Source organism: Tamlana crocina (genome assembly GCF_012037625.1).
On the sequence record NZ_JAAVJS010000001.1, the window covers coordinates 61,909 to 82,116 of the forward strand.

Sequence of the window (20,208 nt, forward strand, 5' to 3'; positions counted from 1 at the left end):
ATTTTTTGTTTAAGTAAACGCATTGCTATAATTTTGCGCGCTGTATGGGCAAAATCTTAATTAAATACCTCTATTTATTAAACCTCCTTTTAATAGTAGGTGTCTCTGGTCTATACGCAGATTCAGTAAATGATTTATCCTTTGGTGAAGCCTATCATGCCGAAAACAGCCATGATGTAAAACACCCTTGTTTTCATACCAACCATCACGGCAGTAGCCATGGCATAGATTTAACATTTACCGAAGTAGAGGATACTGAAAACGAAGAATCTTCCACAAAAAACAAAGTCTTTATTGATAGGTTAGCACCTGCTCGTTACAATGCAGCGCTTTTTAGCAATCTATCTTTTCAACTACAAAAAGATTTACGGCGCCACGACATCTATTACGGTAAGTCGGCCACAAAGCTCCATGTTAGGATTCAGGTGTTTCGAATTTGATAACCACTTCCCTTTAAGCCTTTTACGGCTTTTGAAAAACCACAATAGTTTTTCATACTTATTTTAATCCATTGATTTAGCCCGACGTGCGTTTTTGGGGCGGCGTCCTGCTATAAATTCACTTCCCCAAGAATTTTTTTATAAAAAACGAACAGATGAAAAAATCATTCATTTTCATGAGCGTCATTGTGTTTATACTTTTCACAAGCTGTCATTCAGAAAAAGCAGAAAAAAAAGAACATATTGAATTTTTAGTTACCAACCCCATAAAAAAGGACACTTCAACCACCAAAGACTACGTGAGTCAAATACACTCCATCAGACATATAGAAATCAGAGCCTTGGAAAAAGGTTACTTAAACCACATATCGGTAGACGAAGGGCAGCAGGTAAAAAAAGGGCAGCCTATGTTCCAGATTATGCCCAATGTTTATGAAGCCGAACTGGAACGTGCCAAATCCGAAGCAATGGCAGCTGAAATAGAATTTAAAAACACACAATTATTGGCCGAAGGCAATGTGGTATCTGAAAACGAACTCGCACTAGCAAAAGCCAATTATGCCAAAGCAAAAGCCGAAGTAACCCTAGCCGAAACCCATTTGGGCTTTACCAGAATAAAAGCCCCATTCGATGGTATTATGGACCACCTTCACGTTAGGGAGGGCAGCCTTTTAGACGAAGGCGAATTGCTCACAACACTATCAGACAACAGCAAAATGTGGGTGTATTTTAACGTACCCGAAGCCGAATATTTAGACTACATAATCAGTGCAAACAAAGACACAAAAAAAGAAGTAGAACTATTGATGGCCAACAACAAACCGTTTAACCAAAAAGGCATCGTTGAAACCATTGAAGCCGAGTTCAACCACGAAACCGGCAACATTGCCTTTAGAGCCACTTTTCCTAACCCCAATGGTATTTTAAGGCATGGTGAAACTGGAAGTGTATTAATGAAAGTACCCTACAAAAACGCCATCATCATTCCGCAAAAGGCCACTTTCCAAATATTAGACAAAACCTATGTGTACGTCATCAGCAAAGCAGGAAAAGTAAGCCAACGCGAAATTACCGTGGGTGCCGAACTGCCCCATTTATTTATTGTAAATGATGGGCTTAGCGAAAACGACACCATTTTGCTGGAAGGCATTAGAGTGGTACGCAACAACGAAACTATTCACACCAAGTTTTTAGAACCCAACAAAGTATTGTCTGAGTTAGACCTCTATGCTGAATAATTAAGAATTTAATCTACAAAAGACATGTTTAAACAATTTATAAAACGCCCCGTATTGGCCATTGTCATTTCGGTCATCATCCTTTTTATAGGAGGGCTTTCCATAAAACAACTGCCCATTTCGCAGTTCCCCCAAATAGCACCTACCACTGTAAATATTTTTATCGCTTATCCCGGCTCCAGTTCCGAAGTATTGGTAAATTCTACCTTAATACCGTTGGAAACTGCCATAAATGGCGTACAGGGCATGCGTTACATCGCTTCTGATGCCACCAGTGCCGGCGAGGCCACCGTACGAGTTATTTTTGAACCGGGCACCGACCCCAACCAAGCGGTTGTAAGGGTAAAAACCCGTGTGGACCAAGTGATGCCCCTGTTACCCGAATTGGTGCAGCGTGAAGGGGTAATCATCACGCCCATACAGCCCAGTATGCTGATGTACGTTAATTTGTCGAGTACCGATAAGAATAACGACGAAAAGTTTCTTTACAACTACGCCTACACTAAAATAATTCCCGAAATTCAACGTATAGACGGTATTGCCAGTGCGAAAATATTAGGAAGCCGGAAGTACGCCATGCGGGTTTGGCTAAAACCAGACCGTATGCGTGCTTATAATATTTCGGCCGAAGAAGTTCTGGAAGCCATGGAAGAGCAAAGTATTTTGGCCCGCCCCGGACGTTTGGGGAGAAGTTCTGGAATAACATCGCAATCTTTGGAATATGTATTGACATACCAAAACCGATACAACGAACCCGACCAATATAAAGACATCATTATCCGCGCCAATAAAGAAGGCGAAATTATTAAGTTAGAGGATATTGCCGATGTAAAACTGGGTAGTGAATTTTTCGACATCTACTCGAATTTAGACGGAAAGCCTTCGGCATCCATCGTTTTAAAGCAAACTTTTGGCAGTAATGGTAGCGATGTGATTAAATCCGTTAAGGAAAAATTGGCCGAACTGGAACAGGAACTGCCGCCTAACGTCGATTTTCAAATAAGCTACGATGTATCCAACTTTCTCGATGCTTCGATAGAACAAGTAATACACACTTTAAGAGATGCCTTTATTCTTGTGGCCATTGTGGTATTTTTGTTTTTGGGCGACTGGCGCTCAACCTTAATACCTATTATCGCCGTGCCCGTATCATTAGTAGGTGCTTTTTTTGTGATGCAAATTTTTGGGCTATCCATAAATTTAATCACCCTTTTTGCTTTGGTATTGGCCATCGGTATTGTGGTAGATGATGCCATTGTAGTGGTTGAGGCCGTACATGTAAAAATGGAAGAAGAACACTTAACCCCCTACAAAGCCTCGTATGCTGTGGTGGGCGAAATTGGTGGTGCCATTATCGCCATTACATTGGTTATGGTTTCGGTATTTATACCCATTTCGTTCATGACAGGCCCCGTTGGCGTGTTTTACAGACAGTTTTCCATAACTATGGCTGGGGCTATTGTCATTTCGGCATTGGTCGCCTTGACCCTCACCCCAGTGCTTTGTGCCATGATTTTGAAGCACAACAACGGCAAAAAACGAAAAACCCCAATTGATAAATTCATTGACTGGTTTAACGGCGGATTTGAAAAATTAACCGGAAAGTATGTTAAGATTTTGAATAAAATTGTTGCCAGAAGAGTTTTAACCTTTGGACTGTTAATTGCATTTTGTGCCGGTATTTTTATTACCAACAAAGTACTGCCATCAGGGTTTATTCCCAATGAAGATCAAGGCATGATTTACGCCATCATACAAACACCTCCAGGAGCTACTTTAGAGCGCACCAATGAAGTTGCCAGAAAGCTGCAAGCCATCTGTGAGGAAACTGAAGGCGTGGAGTCTGTTTCTTCTTTGGCCGGTTACGAAATCATGACCGAAGGCCGGGGCTCAAACGCAGGGACCTGCCTCATTAACCTAAAACCATGGTCTGAACGCCATCATTCGGTTCACGAGATTATGGAAGAATTGGAAGAGGAAACCAAAGACCTCGGCGCTATAATTGAATACTTCGAGCCACCAGCCGTTCCTGGGTTTGGTTCTTCCGGCGGATTCGCATTGCGTTTATTGGACAAAACCAATTCAACGGACTACCACAAGTTTGAAAAAATCAATTCCGATTTTATGGATGCCTTGTCGCAGCGCAAGGAACTGTCTGGTTTGTTCACGTTTTTCTCAGCGCAATACCCACAATACGAGCTAAAAATCAATAACAAAATAGCCATGCAAAAAGGCGTTACCATTGCCAAGGCTATGGAAAACCTAAACATCTTAATAGGCAGCACCTACGAACAAGGGTTTATCCGCTTCGGAAGGTTTTTTAAGGTTTATACACAAGCGGCGCCTTCCTATAGACGAATCCCAACTGATTTGGAAAAATTGTTTGTAAAGAACGAAGAGGGCGAAATGGTGCCTTATTCGGCATTTATGTCCATCGAAAAGAAACTTGGCCCAAATGAAATTACACGATACAATTTATATAATTCTGCTGCCATTAGAGGGTTGCCCGCTGCGGGTTTCACCAGTGGCGATGCCATACAAGCCATTAAAGAAGTGGCAGCGCAAAAATTGCCCAGAGGTTACGATATAGCTTGGGAAGGCCTTTCTTTTGACGAAGCCAGAAGAGGCAACGAATCACTGTACATTTTTATTGTGGTACTCGTTTTTGTGTATTTTGTTTTGGCTGCCCAATACGAAAGTTTCATTTTGCCCCTTACCGTTATTTTATCTTTACCTGTGGGGGTTTTCGGCTCATTCCTCTTTTTAAAAATGATGGGGCTGGCCAACGATGTTTATGCCCAAATAGGGGTAATCATGTTGGTTGGGCTATTAGGTAAAAACGCCGTATTGATTGTTGAATATGCGGTACAGAAACACCAGCAAGGCGCTACAGTTTTAGAAGCAGCCATTGAAGGCGCCAAAGCCAGATTCAGGCCTGTTTTAATGACTTCATTTGCCTTTATCGCTGGGTTGATTCCCCTCGTTATAGCCACTGGTGCCGGTGCCATTGGAAACAGGACCATTGGCGGGTCTGCGATGGGCGGTATGCTTATCGGTACTCTATTCGGGGTGTTGTTAATCCCAGGGCTGTATTTTGTTTTTGCTAAACTTTCGGAAGGCAGAAGTTTGATTAAGGACGAATCTACCGAAACCCTTTCAGAAGAATTCATTAGAAATAGCGAAGCCGAAAACCAAACAAAAATCAATACAGCAAGCATTGGCAAGCTTACCAAACTATTGAAAAAACTCACTAAAAAAAGAAACAATGAATAGATCTAAAAAATCATTTAAACGCCTTACCTCTTTTTGGAGCGGCACACTCATCATACTTTTTATGTATGCCTGTGTGCCCACCAAAACCGTAAGAGAAGCGAACCTCGCTGTACCAGAGACGTTCCAAAATCTAATAACGGACACATCCAACACGGCCAACGTTAATTGGAAGGATTTTTTTTCGGATCCTAATTTGCAAACGTTAATAGATACGGCTTTGTCCAACAACCAAGAGTTGAATATTATGCTGCAAAGCATCGATATGGCCAAAAACGAAATACAGGCCAAAAAAGGTGAATACTTGCCTTTTGTTGGTATTTCAGCAGGTGCCGACACAGAAAAAGTAGGCGAGTACACTCGAAACGGTACAGTTGAAAAAAATCTGGATATCGAGGAAGGTAAAGCATTCCCAGAACCCCTATCTAATTTTTCAGCAGGTTTAACGGCTTCATGGGAACTCGATATTTGGAAAAAAATGCGCAATGAAAAAAAGGCCGTCGTTTTGGAATATTTAGCTTCCGTTGAAGGCAAAAATTTTATGGTTACCCAATTGGTTTCAGAAATTGCTAGTGCATATTATGAGCTTATGGCTTTGGACAACCAGTTGGACATCATCAAACAAAACCTATCCATTCAACAAAACGCCCTTAAAATGGTGAAACTTCAAAAAGAAGCAGCCAGAGCCACCCAATTGGCCGTAAGACGATTTGAGGCCGAAGTTTTAAAAAACCAAAGCAACAAATACAACATCGAACAACGTATTGTCGAAACCGAAAATGCCATCAATTTTTTGGCGGGTAGGTTTCCGCAGCACGTAAAACGAAGTTCACAGGGCTTTACGGCGCTTTCAATAAAATCTCTTGAAACGGGCATTCCGTCGCAATTGTTGCAAAACCGCCCCGATATTAAGAAAGCAGAATTAGAGCTCTCGGCTGCGAAACTTAGTGTAAAAGCTGCGAAAGCTAATTTTTTCCCGTCCATTGGCATTAAGGCAGGTGTTGGGCTAGAGGCATTTCAAACCAAATTTTTGACACATACGCCAGAGTCTTTGGCTTACTCGTTGGCAGGCGATTTGATGGCGCCTTTAATTAATAGAAACGCCATAAAAGCGGAATATAAAAATGCGACCGACAAGCAATTGCAGGCTGTTTTTGAATACGAAAAGGCTATTTTAAAGGCTTACATTGAAGTAGCCAACCAAATGTCGAATGTTGAAAAACTCAACCAAAGTTATAAATTGAAGGAAGACCAAGTTGAAGCTTTAACCGAGTCTATTGAGCTATCAATAAAGCTATTCAAATCGGCCCGCGCCGAATACACCGAAGTGTTATTGACACAACGTGAGGCGCTGGATTCCAAAATTGAAATTATCGAAACCAAAAGAGACCAACTGCTGGCCAACCTAAAACTATACCAAGCTTTAGGTGGCGGCTGGAACTAAAATATACCAGACATTCTTTTTAAAAACCGTTCAATTTAATTTGGGCGGTTTTTTATGCTATTTTTGCAACCATGCTCAACGTAAAAAACCTCACGTTTTCATACAATAAAAAGCCTGTTTTAAAAAACATTTCTTTTAAAGCAGAAGCTGGCGAAAACTTGGCTATTATTGGCGAAAGCGGTGCCGGAAAAAGCACGTTGTTAAAAGTTTTATACGGTGAATATGATTTGCACGAGGGTCAAATTTTTTGGAAAAACAAACAGATTCTTGGCCCGAAATTCAATTTAGTGGTGGGATACGATTTTATGAAATACGTTGCCCAAGAATTTGATTTGATGCCCGTTACATCGGTTGAGGAAAATATAGCCAAACATCTGTCTCGCTTTTTTCCGGAAGAAACTCAAAAACGCGTTGACGAATTAATACAAGTAGTAGAGCTTGAAGCATTTGCCAAAACCAAAGTGAAACAGCTAAGTGGCGGACAAAAACAACGGGTGGCATTGGCCAGGGCTCTTGCCAAGCAACCTGAAATTTTATTGCTCGACGAACCTTTTAGTCATATCGATAATTTTAAAAAGCAAAGTTTAAGACGCAGTGTTTTTAAATACTTAAAGGAAAAAAACATCACCTGCATCGTGGCCACGCATGACAAAGAAGACGTACTCGGTTTTGCCGATAATATGATGGTTTTGAATAACCATAATATTGAAGCCTATAACACACCACAATATTTGTACAGCAATCCACAAACCCCACTTGTAGCTTCTTTTTTCGGAGAATTCAATACAATTGACGGACAAATAGTCTATTCGCAGCAACTTAAAGTAGTTGAAAAATCCAATCTAAAAGCTACCGTTATCCGAAGTTATTTTAAAGGAGTTTATTATTTGGTTGAAGCCGAATTAAATGGTGACATTGTTCTTTTTGAGCATGCTGACCAACTCAAAAAGGGCCAATCCATTTTTCTTAAAGTTGAAACATAAGTTTTATAAAACTCTCTTGATTTTAAAACGATTGCCTCTAAAAACCACCTCATCGCCAACCGATTTCTGCATGAGCAACTGCCCTATGGGCGTATGGGCAGAAATGGCATAGAATTTTTCGTTTTCAAAAATTAACTCGCCGGCACTAATAGCAATAAAATAGTTAGCTTGCGAAGAATAAACCACACTGCCCAAACCAATTGTTTCATTCGTGTTTTCAATATTTATTTTTGAAAGGAGGCGTTGTGTTTTTTCAATTTCAGCAAGTTGATTCCCGGCCTTTTCGCGCTCCAATTGCAACATGGCACGCCCCGTTTCATGTTTGTCGCCCGCCGTGCTTTTGGTTTCGGACTGTAAGGCTTCCTGAAGCTCCTTAATGTTTTTCCTAACCGATTTTAGTTTATGGTCAACAAAACTTTCGCATTGCCTATAAAGTTCTTGTTTTATTGTTTTTAGGCTACTCATTATTCAACAGGGAAATTTAATGCTCCAAAATAGTTCATTTGCTGCAAAATCCAACGCTTTCTTTTCTCAATATAAGCGGAGGTTGGGTTGGCTTTATATCGTAGCGGACTGGGTAAAACAGCCGCAATAGCAGCTGCTTCATTTTTGGTTAAACTTTTGGCCGCCTTACCAAACCAATACTTTGAAGCTGCTTCTGCACCGTAAACTCCTGGCCCCATTTCAATGCTGTTTAAATACACTTCCAAAATGCGCTCTTTGGTCCAAATTAACTCTATTAAAAATGTAAAATAAGCTTCTAATGTTTTGCGCGTCCAACTACGTTGCGGCCATAAAAACACATTTTTGGCTGTTTGCTGGCTTATGGTACTCCCACCTTTTAGTCGCTTGCCTTTTAAATTATCCTGATACGCTTTTTCAATGGCTTTTACATCAAATCCGTGGTGCTTTAAAAAATTTTGGTCTTCGCTACAAATCACCGCCAATTGTAAATGCTTAGAAATATTGTCCAAAGGTTCCCAATCATGTTTCCAAGCAATCTCTTTGTTTTCTTGGTTTTGTTCCACAGCTCTAATGACCATTAATGGTGTTGCGTGCACGGGCAGCCATTTATAAGCCACTACCCAAAGTGAAGAAATAACAATGAACCAAAAGATGGCTTTTAATACGAAACGGAATAGTCTTTTAATCATTTTTAATCTGCAAGTCTCGCTCTTTTAAAACCAACAAACAGCCAAATCGTTTAGAAACATGATACTTATTTGCTCCCTGCATAATTCTGCTGAAACAATACAAGACATCGATATTACCAGTGCAACTGCTAATTTTAAATAAACATAAGCTAATTTGAGAAATCAATCCATAAAAAAACTCCGAAGTAAAATTCGGAGTTTTTTTAATATTTATTCTTCAACGGGTTTTTCCATTACAAAGTCTTCCATAAACTTAGTGGTATAGTTCCCCGCAATATAATCGGGGTGATCCATAAGTTGTCTGTGGAAAGGAATGGTTGTTTTAATCCCTTCAATAACAAACTCATCTAGAGCACGCTTCATTTTACTAATGGCTTCCTCGCGGGTTTGCGCCGTAGTAATCAGCTTGGCGATCATAGAATCGTAATTTGGCGGAATGGCATACCCGGCATACACGTGGGTATCCAATCGAACCCCATGCCCACCCGGCGCATGCAAAGTGGTAATTACACCTGGCGAAGGCCTAAATCCGTTATAAGGATCTTCGGCATTAATTCGACACTCTATAGAATGTAATTTTGGCAAATAGTTCTTTCCAGAAATTGGAACACCTGCAGCTACCAAAATTTGCTCACGGATTAAATCGAAATCGATAACCTGCTCGGTAATGGGGTGCTCTACCTGAATACGGGTATTCATTTCCATGAAATAGAAATTACGGTGCTTATCTACCAAAAACTCGATAGTTCCTGCACCTTCGTACCCAATATATTCTGCTGCTTTTACAGCCGCCTCACCCATTTTTTTACGGAGTGCATCAGTCATAAATGGTGATGGCACTTCTTCGGTTAATTTTTGGTGACGACGCTGAACAGAACAATCGCGTTCTGATAAATGGCATGCTTTTCCTTTAGAATCGCCCACCACTTGGATTTCAATATGTCTAGGCTCTTCGATGAGCTTTTCCATATACATATCGTCGTTACCAAAAGCCGCTTTACTTTCCTGTCTGGCCGAATCCCAAGCTGCTCTTAAATCTTCTGGCTTAAAAACACCTCTCATTCCTTTTCCTCCACCTCCGGCAGACGCTTTTAGCATTACGGGGTAACCTACTTCTTCAGCTAGTTTCTCGCATTCCTCAAAGCTTTCAATAACACCTTCACTTCCCGGAACACAAGGTACACCTGCAGCCTTCATAGTGGCTTTGGCATTAGCTTTATCGCCCATTCTATCAATCATCTCTGGGCTGGCACCGATAAACTTAATACCGTGTTCTTCACAGATTTTTGAGAATTTGGCGTTCTCTGATAGGAAACCGTACCCAGGGTGAATGGCATCGGCGTTAGTAATTTCGGCAGCCGAAATGATATTCGACATTTTTAAATACGACTCGCTACTGGGAGCCGGGCCAATACAAACGGCTTCATCGGCAAACTTTACGTGCAAACTCTCGGCATCTGCTTTAGAATACACTGCTACCGTTTTAATGCCCATTTCTTTACAGGTTCTAATAACACGAAGTGCTATTTCCCCTCTATTGGCAATCAATATTTTTTTAAACATAACTTTTGAATTAAAAATTTCAAATTCCAATCACTAAATTCCAAATATTGGGATTTTGAGATTAGCTTATTGGAATTTTTAAAGGGGTTATGATGGATCTACTAAAAATAAAGGTTGATCAAATTCTACCGGAGAAGAATCGTCAACCAAAATCTTAACTATTTTTCCTGAAACTTCAGATTCAATTTCGTTGAACAGTTTCATCGCCTCAATAATACATAGTACATCGCCTTCAGCAATGGTTTGTCCTACTTCCACAAACAAAGGTTTGTCTGGCGCTGGTTTTCTATAGAACGTACCTATTATTGGTGATTTTATAGTGATATATTTTGAATCGTCTGCTGCTTTTGGAGCTGCTGGCTCTGCTTTTGCAGGTGCCGCTGCTTCGGCTGCAGGTGCTGCCACTACCTGCTGTGGTATTTGGGCTGGCACCGGAGCGTACTGCACCGATGGATTTTTATCTGAATCCGACCCTGTTCTGATGGTGATTTTTACATCGTCCATCTCTAATTTAACCTCGCTTGCACCAGATTTGGCCACAAATTTGATCAGGTTTTGAATTTCTTTTATATCCATAGTTTACTAATTTTTAAGTTAGTGGTTAGTGTGTGTTTTTAATTATAGGCCCATTTTAGGTAAATGGCACCCCAGTTAAATCCGCCTCCAAACGCGGCAAATATAATATTATCTCCTTTTTTAAGCTGTGATTCGTAATCGTTTAAAAGAAGTGGCAACGTAGCCGAAGTCGTGTTACCGTACTTATGGATATTAACCATCACCTTTTCCTCCTCTAAATCAATGCGTTGTGCTGTAGCGTCGATAATGCGCTTGTTAGCTTGATGAGCCGCTAGCCAATCAACATCATTCTTAGTTAAATTATTACGCTCTAAAATTTTCACGGTAGCATCGGCCATGTTAAACACAGCATTTTTAAATACGGTACGCCCCTCTTGAAAAGCGTATTGTCCGCCTTTAGCCATAGCTTCTTCGGTAATTGGGAACGACGAGCCGCCATAGGTAGCCTGTAAAAATTCCCTTCCTGTACCATCGCTTCGTAAATACTCGTCTTGAAGTCCTAAGTTTTCCTCATTGGGCTCGAATAGAACAGCCCCAGCACCATCTCCAAAAATAATACAAGTGGCACGGTCTTTATAGTTGATGATTGACGACATTTTATCTGCACCAATCAACAATACATTTTTATAACGTCCCGACTCAATATAGCTTGCTGCTACCGACATGCCGTATAAAAAACTTGAGCATGCTGCATCCATATCGAACGAAAAAGCATTGGTTGCTCCAATTTCTGTTGCTGTAAACGACGCCGTTGAAGCTGCTTTCATATCGGGTGTGGCCGTGGCCACTATAACCAATTCGATGTCTTTTGGGTCGATGCCTTTTTTGTTAATAAGGTCTTGTGCTGCCTTTATGGCTAGGTAAGAAGTGCCTTTGCCGTCTTCTTTTAAAATTCTGCGCTCCTTGATTCCTGTTCTGGTAGTAATCCATTCGTCATTAGTTTCAACCATACCTTCCAGCATTTGGTTGGTTAAAACGTATTCTGGCACATACGCACCTACAGCTGTAATTGCTGCTGAGATTTTACTCATACCTTTTAAGTTATTTCGATTAAGAAATCGTTATAATTTGGGAAAAAACGTTCAAAATTTTATGAATACTGCTAAATTTAGACGTAATTTTATGCAAATTACGTGTTTTTGTGTTTTAGAAAAAGTATTTCATAAAAAAAAACGCCCAACATTGAGCGTTTTATTATATGCGTGCATAGCTGTTTTATGCCAAGTTCTCTACTTCTTCTGAGTTGTCAATTAAAACTTGACCTCTGTAGTATAATTTTCCTTCATGCCAGTGCGCTCTATGGTATAAGTGAGCCTCACCAGTTGTTGGGCATGTTGCAATCTGTGGCGCAGTTGCTTTGTAATGTGTTCTTCTTTTATCTCTTCTTGTTTTAGAGATTTTTCTTTTAGGATGTGCCATTTTATATATTATTTATCCGTTAATAAATCTTTTAATGTATTCCACCGAGGATCAATATCCTCATCGTTGTCTTTCTTTTCGTTAAGCTTTGGGCTTAATTCTTCCAATCTTTTAAGTATATCTGAATCTAGCGTGCCATCCTCAATGCCAGGATGTGTTCGTTTTAGGGGCACGGCCAAAACAATCATCTCGTAAATGTATTGCTGAATATTGATTTCGAAAGTACCGTGCGGAACAATCAAAATATCGGTATATTCATCATTATACTCATCGCCAAACTTCACCACTAGGGTAAATTCATTTTCGATGGGCTGATTGTAGGGTTCGTTGGTAAGGTCGCAATTAACGTTTACCCACCCCGAAATTTTAAAATGCAGTTCCAGCAAAGTGGTCTTTTTTTCCAAGACCAAATCGACGGTAACGTTTACATCGTTAAAATCATCATACTCAAAATGTTCAAAGAACGCTTGCTCAATTTTAAAATCAAAATGATGCTTTCCTAGTTTCAGTCCAACAAATGGAATGGTAAACTCTTTTAATGGCTTCATTATCAACATCTATTTTGAGCCTGCAAATATATAAATTTTTATTTACGCAACATGACTTATAAACATTTTTTTGTTTATATCTTTAATGCAGCGGTTTTTAAAGGCTATCTGGTAAAAAATGAACGGTTTAACGTCGTTCTTTTTTTGTGGATTTCTTTAATGGGTTGGCCGTAAGGGCTTCGTAACTGGTTCGGTTTCTAAAAATTTGTATGGCGCTAAAAACAGCTTCTTTAAACGAATTTTCATCAGCTTTGCCTTTTCCGGCTATTTCGAAGGCCGTACCATGATCTGGCGATGTTCTTACTCTGCTCAACCCAGCGGTAAAATTAACGCCTTGCCCAAACGAAAGGGTTTTAAAAGGCACCAAACCTTGGTCGTGGTAAGAAGCAATTATAGCGTCGAAGTTTTTATAATTGTTAGAACCGAAAAAACTATCGGCGGCATATGGGCCGAATACCAGTTTACCACTTTCTTTTATCTTTTGCAGGGTTGGCCTTAACACCTCGTCGTCCTCACTGCCAATCACACCATTATCGCCCGTATGTGGGTTAATGCCCAATACGGCAATTTTGGGTTTTTGAATTTTAAAATCTTTTTTTAGCGAACTGTAAACCGTCTCGATTTTCTGCTCGATTAAATCAGGTGTTATGTGGCTGGCAATATCTTTAACGGGGACATGGTCGGTTAACAAACCTACACGCAAATCTTCCGTAATCATAAACATAAGACTTTCGCCTCCCAACTGCTGCGCCAAATAATCGGTATGCCCAGGGAATTTGAACTTTTCCGATTGAATATTGTGTTTGTTAATTGGTGCCGTTACCAAAACATCAATTTCGTCATTCTTCAGCGCTTTGGTTGCGGCTTCCAACGATTTTATAGCGTATTCGCCAATTTTAACGTCTTCTTTTCCAAATTCAATGTTAACCGGTTCTTTCCAGCAATTGAACACATTAACCTTACCATGGACAATTTGATTGAGGTTATTAATGCTTTGGAAATTAATTTCTGAATTAAAATGTGATTTAAAAAATGACATCACTTTTATGGAAGCAAACACCACGGGTGTACAAAATTCCAACATCCGTGGGTCTTCAAAGGTTTTCAACACAATTTCACCCCCTATACCATTTAAATCACCTATTGATATCCCAACCGTTATATTTTCTGCCTGCTTCATTTAAAATGACAACTTTTGTTCGTAATTTTGAATTTCTTTTAGAATGGGCAAATTTAAATAAATAAAAAGACAATAATATGTTTACTGGAATTATTGAAGATATAGGTAGTGTTTCGAACTTAAAAACTGAATTGGACAACCTTCATATTTCCATAAAAAGCCACATTACTCCAGAATTAAAAATAGACCAAAGCGTGGCCCATAATGGAGTTTGCCTTACCGTAGTGGCCATTAACGACGACGAATATACCGTAACGGCCATAAAAGAGACTTTGGAAAAAACGAATCTAAGCACCCTACAAATTAACGATCAGGTGAATTTAGAGCGCGCCATGAAATTGGGCGACCGATTAGACGGACACATTGTTCAGGGCCACGTAGACCAAACTGCTGTTTGTACCGGCATTAAAGAAGAAAACGGCAGTTGGGTATTCACCTTTAACTACGATTCGGCATTAAACAACATCACTATTGAAAAGGGGTCCATTACTGTTAACGGCACCAGCCTTACCGTGGTAAATTCAAAAAAGGATAGCTTTAGTGTGGCTATAATACCTTACACCTACCAACATACCAATTTCAACACTTTTAAAGAAGGTACTGTAGTGAATTTAGAATTTGATGTATTAGGGAAATACGTAGCGCGACTTACAGAACTGAATAAATTGGGTTAATTGCCACTTTTGTTGAACAGCATTTTTTTTACGCCGTAGAAAAGCGCAAAGACAACACCATACAACACACCTCCATCAATCGGCAAACCCGGAGGTGGCGGTGCCCCTGGCGGTGGTGGCATAGAAGGACCACCTTGAGCCACACAAACAACACTTATTAATACAAATAAGATTGAGGCAAATATTCTTTTATTTTGTATTGTCATCTAGGTAACAAATGTATAAAAAAAAGGCTGTTGGAAAAATTTTTTTAATTTTCATTCGCAAAAAACATCTTTGAAATGCATATAAATTTCGATGAAATACATCTTTTGTTTTACAAACAACAAAATCTTTGCTTTAGCTTTTTAACAAATATATGCATAAAATATTGTAAACCTAATGCAAAAATACCGTTGATAAGAATTTAATAAAAGTTTAATTTACTGATGGACTGAAGCAGTCCCATTAACTAATTTTGTAAACCGATACGTTTTTCTTTCCAAAGCATGAAGCACAACAAATTAAAAGTAGCCGAACTATTTGCCGGTGTAGGCGGATTTAGACTGGGGCTTGAAGCCAACAATTATAAAGTAGTTTGGAGCAACCAATGGGAACCCAGCACAAAAACCCAACACGCCTCTATGGTTTACGAAGCCCGTTTTGGAAATGAAAACCACAGCAACGCAGATATTGCCACAGTACCCACAACTGAAATTCCCGACCACGATGTGTTGGTTGGCGGTTTCCCGTGCCAAGATTATTCGGTGGCCACCACACTACAAAATTCTAAAGGACTGAAAGGCAAAAAAGGGGTGCTTTGGTGGTCCATCCACCGCATTTTAGAAGAAAAGAATAACAAACCCAAATACCTTTTTCTGGAGAATGTTGATCGGCTTTTAAAATCACCTTCCACTCAGCGTGGACGTGATTTTGCCGTCATGCTACAAAGCCTCAATCAACTGGGATATGCTGTAGAATGGCGGGTAATCAACGCCGCCGATTACGGCATGCCACAACGCCGCCGCCGCATATTTTTTATTGGCTACCATAAGAGCTCGGCAGTTTATAAACGCATTGAAAATTCTGAAAAAGAAAACTGGCTAACTGAACAAGGCACCATTGCTCAAGCCTTTCCTGTTGAAAAAATTAGTGCTTTAGAAAATTTTGATTTGACTGGCAATTTGGTTGAAATCACCAACAACTTCAACAAAAAAGGAAAAATTTCACCATTTTTAAACACAGGATTGCTAATTAACGGCAAAGTTTACACTGCAAAAACCCAGGCCAACTATCAAGGCAACAAAACGGTTTTGGGCGATGTTTTACAAAATGGCGAAGTGACACCTGAGTTTTTTATTGACGAGGCCGACCAACCGAAATGGGAATACCTAAAAGGCTCAAAAAAAGAAAAACGGAAAACCAAAGCAGGTTTTGAATACAATTATAGCGAAGGCGCCATGATTTACCCCGATGCGCTCGATAATGCTTCGCGAACCATTATTACTGGCGAAGGCGGCAAATCGCCCTCACGTTTTAAACATGTGGTGAAAACCAAAAAAGGCTTGCGGCGATTAACCCCCGTAGAACTGGAACGCCTCAACATGTTTCCAGACAACCACACCAAATTGAAAGGCATCAGCGATATCAAACGTGCCTTTTTTATGGGCAATGCCCTTGTGGTAGGTGTCGTTGAAAAAATTGGCGCAGCCCTTTACAACCAAATACACCAAAAATAGTGTCGACTTTTAAACACGATTTAAAGCAAGAACGAATACTAAATGAATATTTAGACAGCATTTACCATTCCAAAAAACTCAATTTTAGTCGAGTTAATGAGTTAGAACAGCAGCACCGTGGCGTCGATGTTATTTTTAGCCACCACTCAACCGATTATTTTATTGACGAAAAAGCACAACTCCATTATTTGAACAAAGATTTACCCACCTTTACCTTCGAGCTTTCGTATTTAAACAAGTACCAAAAAATTAAGGAAGGCTGGCTATTCGATAAGTCTAAAAAAACCCATTTCTACTTTTTGGTCACTGCCATTCTTCTAAAGAAAAGCAAACCAAAACTAACAACGCCAAACGACGTTTTGTCTTTAAAAATCACATCGGTGAACCGAGAAAAGCTCATTGACCACCTAAACCAAATAGGCTTATCGCGACAGCAACTAGACGAATACGATTTCGATATAAGAAACACCCTTTCCTTTGGAAAAAACATTATTCCAGAATTGAACGAAAAACGCGCCGGGCTCATTTACTACACCCAACACCTTAAAGAACGCCCAATCAATCTGCAGCTGCGCCTTCAATATTTAATCGACAAGAATGTTGCGAAGGTTTTTCATCATTGAATTTACACCACTAAAAAGGCTTTTATTCAAACACATTTTCAAACTTTCATTTGCGAATTACCGATTTTTTTAGAACTTTAATGAAAAAGTAGAGCGATGCGTAAAATGGTATGTTTTGGAGAAATTTTGTGGGATGTATTCCCCAATCAAAAAAAAATAGGGGGCGCACCACTGAATGTAGCCAGCAGATTAGCTTCCTTTGGAAATGATGTATCGATGGTCAGTGCCATTGGCGCCGATGTTTGGGGCGAAAAACTACTGCAATATTTAAACGAAAACCATATAAATACCGACCACGTTCAGGTACTGTATAAATACAAAACTGGAAAGGTAAAAGTGAAATTGAACCAAAAAGAAGCAGCTTCGTACAGTATAAAACACCCCAGGGCTTGGGATAAAATCCTTTTAACCGACGAAGCCCAAAAAGCGGTAAAAGATGCCGATGCTTTTGTTTTTGGCAGTTTGGCCGCACGCGACGACACCTCGCGCAACACCCTATTCAACCTCATTGAGTCAGCACAGTACAAAATATGCGACCTCAATTTAAGGCCGCCGCATTACAATAAAGACGTACTCGTGTATTTAATGGACAAGGCTGATTTTATAAAATTTAACGACGACGAACTTTATGAAATAAGCGAAATGATGGGCTCTAAATACAAATCGTTGGAACAGAACCTGCATTTTATGGCCGAACAAACCGAAACCAAACACATTTGCGTTACAAAAGGCGAACATGGTGCCGTACTGCTTTACAACGACAAACTCTATTACAATAGTGGCTACTTAATTGACGTTGTGGATACCGTTGGCGCGGGCGATTCGTTTTTGGCCTCGTTAATCAGCCAGCTTTTAAATAATACCGAACCCCAAAAGGCTATTGATTTTGCCTGTGCGGTTGGCGCTTTAGTTGCGGGCAGCGAGGGGGCAAACCCTAAAATTTCGGACGAAACGATAAGCACGTTTATGCATCCAGGGCTTCATTAATTTTTCTAAAAACCTTTTTTTTATCATTGAATGAAAACGATTTACGTGTCATTCCTCTTTTTTATGGCTTCCAATTTGGTGGTTTGCGCTAAAACTTTTTCTCCGCAGAAAAAAACCGATAGCACAGCATATTACAGCCATTTAGCCAACAACCCCAAAAACAGCAGTAGCTTAGTGCAGTCTTATGTTTATTTTAATAAGCAGTACGAAAGCAACCTGACTGCGGGCGACACCATTCCGGCCGTAAACAACCTTAGGCAACTAGCTATTATTCAATTTGGGCTTGGCGATTATTTTGGAAGTGAAACCAATGCCGTAAAAGCTTTAAAGCTACTCGAAAACCTAAAAGAAAACAAGATTACATCAGAATGCAAAGTGGGCATTTACAATCAATTAGGACGCATTCATTATACGTTACTAAACTACAACGAAGCTTTAAAACATTTTCAAAAAGCACTAAAACATGCTTCCAACGAAAACCAAATCAACATTATTAGAAACAACATCGGGTTAATTTATATCGATGAATCTAACTTTGAAAAAGCCGAAAACGAATTTCAGGACATTTACACCAATAGCCTAACTCTTAACAATGCCAAACAAACAGCACGGGCATTAGATAATTTAGGGCTAACCAAACTTAAACTCGGTAAACAGGAAGCCTTAGATATTTTAAAGGATGCGCTACAAATCAGGCTTAAAATAGCCGACCAAAAAGGACTTTACTCCAGCTATAAAAACCTATCGATTTACTATAAGAAGCACCAAGACAAACCCACCACGCAACATTATGCGCAAAAAGCCTACAATACCGCAAAAAAACTAAACAGCGCCTCGTTTCTTGAAGACGCACTTTCCCACTGGATGTCGCTAAGCCCCAACCCCATGATTTTGCAATATCAAAAATTAAAAGACAGCATCGACACCTCAAGGCAAATGGCCGAAAATAAGTATGCCTTAATAAAATTCAACTACGCCAAGCAAGAGCAAATAGCCCAAGAAAACAAAATAAAACAGGAAAAGGAAAGAGCCGACAAAATCATGTACCAAGGCATTGGTGGCTTAATATTAATTTCATCCGTATTCGCTTTTTTAATCATTAAGGTGAGGCATAAAAAAGACAAAATTAAAACCGTTTACCATACCGAATCGCGCATTTCAAAAAAGGTACACGACGAGTTGGCCAACGATGTTTACCAAATAATGAGTAAGCTTCAAAATAACACTAATATTCAAGACGATATTTTAGACGATTTGGACTTGGTTTATTCCAAAACCAGAGATATTTCAAAAGAAAATAGCTCTATCGACCTTAATGACGATTACCAAACCCAACTGAAAGAACTCTTTGCTAGCTACAGTACCCATTCGGTAAATGTGATTACCCGAGGCATGAACACTATTAATTGGCACAGTTTCGACAATATTAAAAAAATTACACTATACCGGGTGCTGCAAGAACTTTTGGTCAACATGAAAAAGCACAGCCAATGCAACAACGCTATTATATCCTTTAAAAAAATTAACAACAAAACCCATATTAATTATGCCGACAATGGCAAAGTTTGCGTATTTAAAAAAGGATCTGGCATGCGAAATATGGAAAACCGTATAAAATCTATTAACGGAACCATTAGTTTTGAATCTGAACCCAATAAAGGATTCAAAGCCAAAATATCTGTTTAATTATGTTTAAAAGAGCACTGGTGGTTGACGACCACGATGTAGTTAACGAAGGCGTTCTAAAAGTCCTTCAATCCAATAACATCCATGATGTTGTGAAAGCGCAATACTGCGACGAAGCATACTTAAAAATAAAAAAAGCCACTCTTGATAACGCCCCATTCGACCTGTTGATTTCTGATTTGTCTTTTAAGGAAGATTATAAAGAAAGTAAAATTAAATCGGGTGAAGAACTGGTAGAAGCCCTAAAACCAGACTACCCCAACTTACCCATTATAATATATTCTATGGAAGAGCGGCTGCAAAAAGTGCGCAGCTTGGTAAACACATATGGTATTAGCGCATACGTTTGCAAAGGCCGAAAAGGCGCTGCGGAATTATCTGAAGCCATTCTACACATAAGCAAAAACCAAACCTACCTCTCGCCACAGGTTGAAAACGCCCTAAACAGCAACAACAATTTAGAAATTGACGATTACGACATCGAGCTTATTAAAAACCTCTCCTTGGGGCTTTCGCAAAGCGAAATCAGCTCACTTCTTAAATCACAAAATGTGTCGCCTTCCAGTTTAAGTTCCATAGAAAAACGCATCAACAAACTAAAAGACATTTTTAAAGCCAACAACGCCATTCATTTAGTAGCCATTACAAAAGACCTCGGACTCATTTAAAGATAATAATTTCTTTACGGTAATCCGTAAGTTAAAT

The 20,208-nt window shown here is 39.6% G+C and carries 20 protein-coding genes; 11 read left to right on the top strand and 9 right to left on the bottom strand.

From position 1 onward, the window contains the following. The first annotated feature begins 44 nt into the window (after positions 1–44). The 5 genes from HC176_RS00290 (at position 45) to HC176_RS00310 (ending at position 7,375) form a co-directional block, all read left to right on the top strand. Positions 45–440 carry a hypothetical protein gene (locus HC176_RS00290; protein ID WP_167916182.1) on the top strand — a complete coding sequence of 132 codons (396 nt, stop codon included), beginning with the start codon at positions 45–47 and terminating at the stop codon, positions 438–440. A 155-nt stretch (positions 441–595) separates the two neighbouring features. After that, positions 596–1,678, top strand: a complete 1,083-nt coding sequence (locus tag HC176_RS00295) for an efflux RND transporter periplasmic adaptor subunit (RefSeq protein ID WP_167916183.1) — start codon at positions 596–598, stop codon at positions 1,676–1,678. A gap of 24 nt (positions 1,679–1,702) precedes the next feature. After that, positions 1,703–4,951 carry an efflux RND transporter permease subunit gene (locus tag HC176_RS00300; RefSeq protein ID WP_167916184.1) on the top strand — a complete coding sequence of 1,083 codons (3,249 nt, stop codon included), beginning with the start codon at positions 1,703–1,705 and terminating at the stop codon, positions 4,949–4,951. Further along, positions 4,944–6,392, top strand: a complete 1,449-nt coding sequence (locus HC176_RS00305; RefSeq protein ID WP_167916185.1) for a TolC family protein — start codon at positions 4,944–4,946, stop codon at positions 6,390–6,392. Before HC176_RS00300 ends, HC176_RS00305 begins: the two co-directional genes overlap by 8 nt. A gap of 71 nt (positions 6,393–6,463) precedes the next feature. Beyond that, entirely contained in the window at positions 6,464–7,375 is a 912-nt protein-coding gene (locus HC176_RS00310) for an ABC transporter ATP-binding protein (protein ID WP_167916186.1), read from the top strand. 3 nt (positions 7,376–7,378) lie between these two features. Here HC176_RS00310 and HC176_RS00315 read toward each other — a convergent pair whose 3' ends face one another. The 8 genes from HC176_RS00315 to pdxA all read right to left on the bottom strand — a co-directional run bounded on the left by HC176_RS00315 (position 7,379) and on the right by pdxA (position 13,815). Continuing rightward, positions 7,379–7,840 (bottom strand): GreA/GreB family elongation factor, encoded by a 462-nt coding sequence (locus HC176_RS00315; RefSeq protein ID WP_167916187.1) that lies wholly within the window; start codon positions 7,838–7,840, stop codon positions 7,379–7,381. After that, complete coding sequence (gene mtgA, locus HC176_RS00320; RefSeq protein WP_167916188.1) at positions 7,840–8,529, bottom strand: monofunctional biosynthetic peptidoglycan transglycosylase; 690 nt, start codon at positions 8,527–8,529, stop codon at positions 7,840–7,842. Before mtgA ends, HC176_RS00315 begins: the two co-directional genes overlap by 1 nt. Positions 8,530–8,739: 210 nt before the next feature. Further along, a complete protein-coding gene (accC, locus tag HC176_RS00325; RefSeq protein ID WP_167916189.1) occupies positions 8,740–10,092 on the bottom strand; it encodes an acetyl-CoA carboxylase biotin carboxylase subunit in 1,353 nt (450 codons plus the stop codon). A gap of 87 nt (positions 10,093–10,179) precedes the next feature. Then, a complete protein-coding gene (accB, locus tag HC176_RS00330; protein ID WP_167916190.1) occupies positions 10,180–10,668 on the bottom strand; it encodes an acetyl-CoA carboxylase biotin carboxyl carrier protein in 489 nt (162 codons plus the stop codon). A gap of 38 nt (positions 10,669–10,706) precedes the next feature. Continuing rightward, a complete protein-coding gene (locus tag HC176_RS00335; protein ID WP_167916191.1) occupies positions 10,707–11,699 on the bottom strand; it encodes a beta-ketoacyl-ACP synthase III in 993 nt (330 codons plus the stop codon). 184 nt (positions 11,700–11,883) lie between these two features. Next, positions 11,884–12,087 carry a 50S ribosomal protein L32 gene (rpmF, locus tag HC176_RS00340; protein WP_103050696.1) on the bottom strand — a complete coding sequence of 68 codons (204 nt, stop codon included), beginning with the start codon at positions 12,085–12,087 and terminating at the stop codon, positions 11,884–11,886. 8 nt (positions 12,088–12,095) lie between these two features. Then, positions 12,096–12,635 (bottom strand): YceD family protein, encoded by a 540-nt coding sequence (locus HC176_RS00345; RefSeq protein ID WP_167916192.1) that lies wholly within the window; start codon positions 12,633–12,635, stop codon positions 12,096–12,098. Between the two features lie 127 nt (positions 12,636–12,762). Beyond that, on the bottom strand, positions 12,763–13,815 hold the full coding sequence (gene pdxA / locus HC176_RS00350; RefSeq protein ID WP_167916193.1) for a 4-hydroxythreonine-4-phosphate dehydrogenase PdxA: 1,053 nt from the start codon (positions 13,813–13,815) through the stop codon (positions 12,763–12,765). Positions 13,816–13,892: 77 nt separating this feature from the next. On the opposite strand from pdxA, the gene HC176_RS00355 reads away from it, so the two are divergent. Continuing rightward, on the top strand, positions 13,893–14,489 hold the full coding sequence (locus HC176_RS00355) for a riboflavin synthase (RefSeq protein WP_167916194.1): 597 nt from the start codon (positions 13,893–13,895) through the stop codon (positions 14,487–14,489). Here the strand turns inward: HC176_RS00355 and HC176_RS00360 are convergent. Beyond that, positions 14,486–14,695, bottom strand: coding sequence for a PID-CTERM protein-sorting domain-containing protein (locus HC176_RS00360; protein WP_167916195.1), 210 nt, complete (start codon positions 14,693–14,695; stop codon positions 14,486–14,488). The two genes, HC176_RS00355 and HC176_RS00360, sit on opposite strands and share 4 nt — an antisense overlap. Before the next feature lie 282 nt (positions 14,696–14,977). Between HC176_RS00360 and dcm the strand changes: the two genes are divergently transcribed. From dcm to HC176_RS00385, 5 genes are all read left to right on the top strand, one after another. Further along, complete coding sequence (dcm, locus tag HC176_RS00365) at positions 14,978–16,207, top strand: DNA (cytosine-5-)-methyltransferase (RefSeq protein ID WP_167916196.1); 1,230 nt, start codon at positions 14,978–14,980, stop codon at positions 16,205–16,207. After that, positions 16,207–16,830: a hypothetical protein gene (locus HC176_RS00370; protein WP_167916197.1), complete on the top strand. Its 624-nt coding sequence runs from the start codon at positions 16,207–16,209 to the stop codon at positions 16,828–16,830. Before dcm ends, HC176_RS00370 begins: the two co-directional genes overlap by 1 nt. Positions 16,831–16,926: 96 nt before the next feature. Then, positions 16,927–17,817: a carbohydrate kinase family protein gene (locus tag HC176_RS00375; protein WP_167916198.1), complete on the top strand. Its 891-nt coding sequence runs from the start codon at positions 16,927–16,929 to the stop codon at positions 17,815–17,817. A 45-nt stretch (positions 17,818–17,862) separates the two neighbouring features. Continuing rightward, a complete protein-coding gene (locus HC176_RS00380) occupies positions 17,863–19,503 on the top strand; it encodes a tetratricopeptide repeat protein (RefSeq protein WP_167916199.1) in 1,641 nt (546 codons plus the stop codon). Between the two features lie 2 nt (positions 19,504–19,505). Next, positions 19,506–20,171 carry a response regulator gene (locus tag HC176_RS00385; protein ID WP_167916200.1) on the top strand — a complete coding sequence of 222 codons (666 nt, stop codon included), beginning with the start codon at positions 19,506–19,508 and terminating at the stop codon, positions 20,169–20,171. Positions 20,172–20,208: the final 37 nt, after the last annotated feature.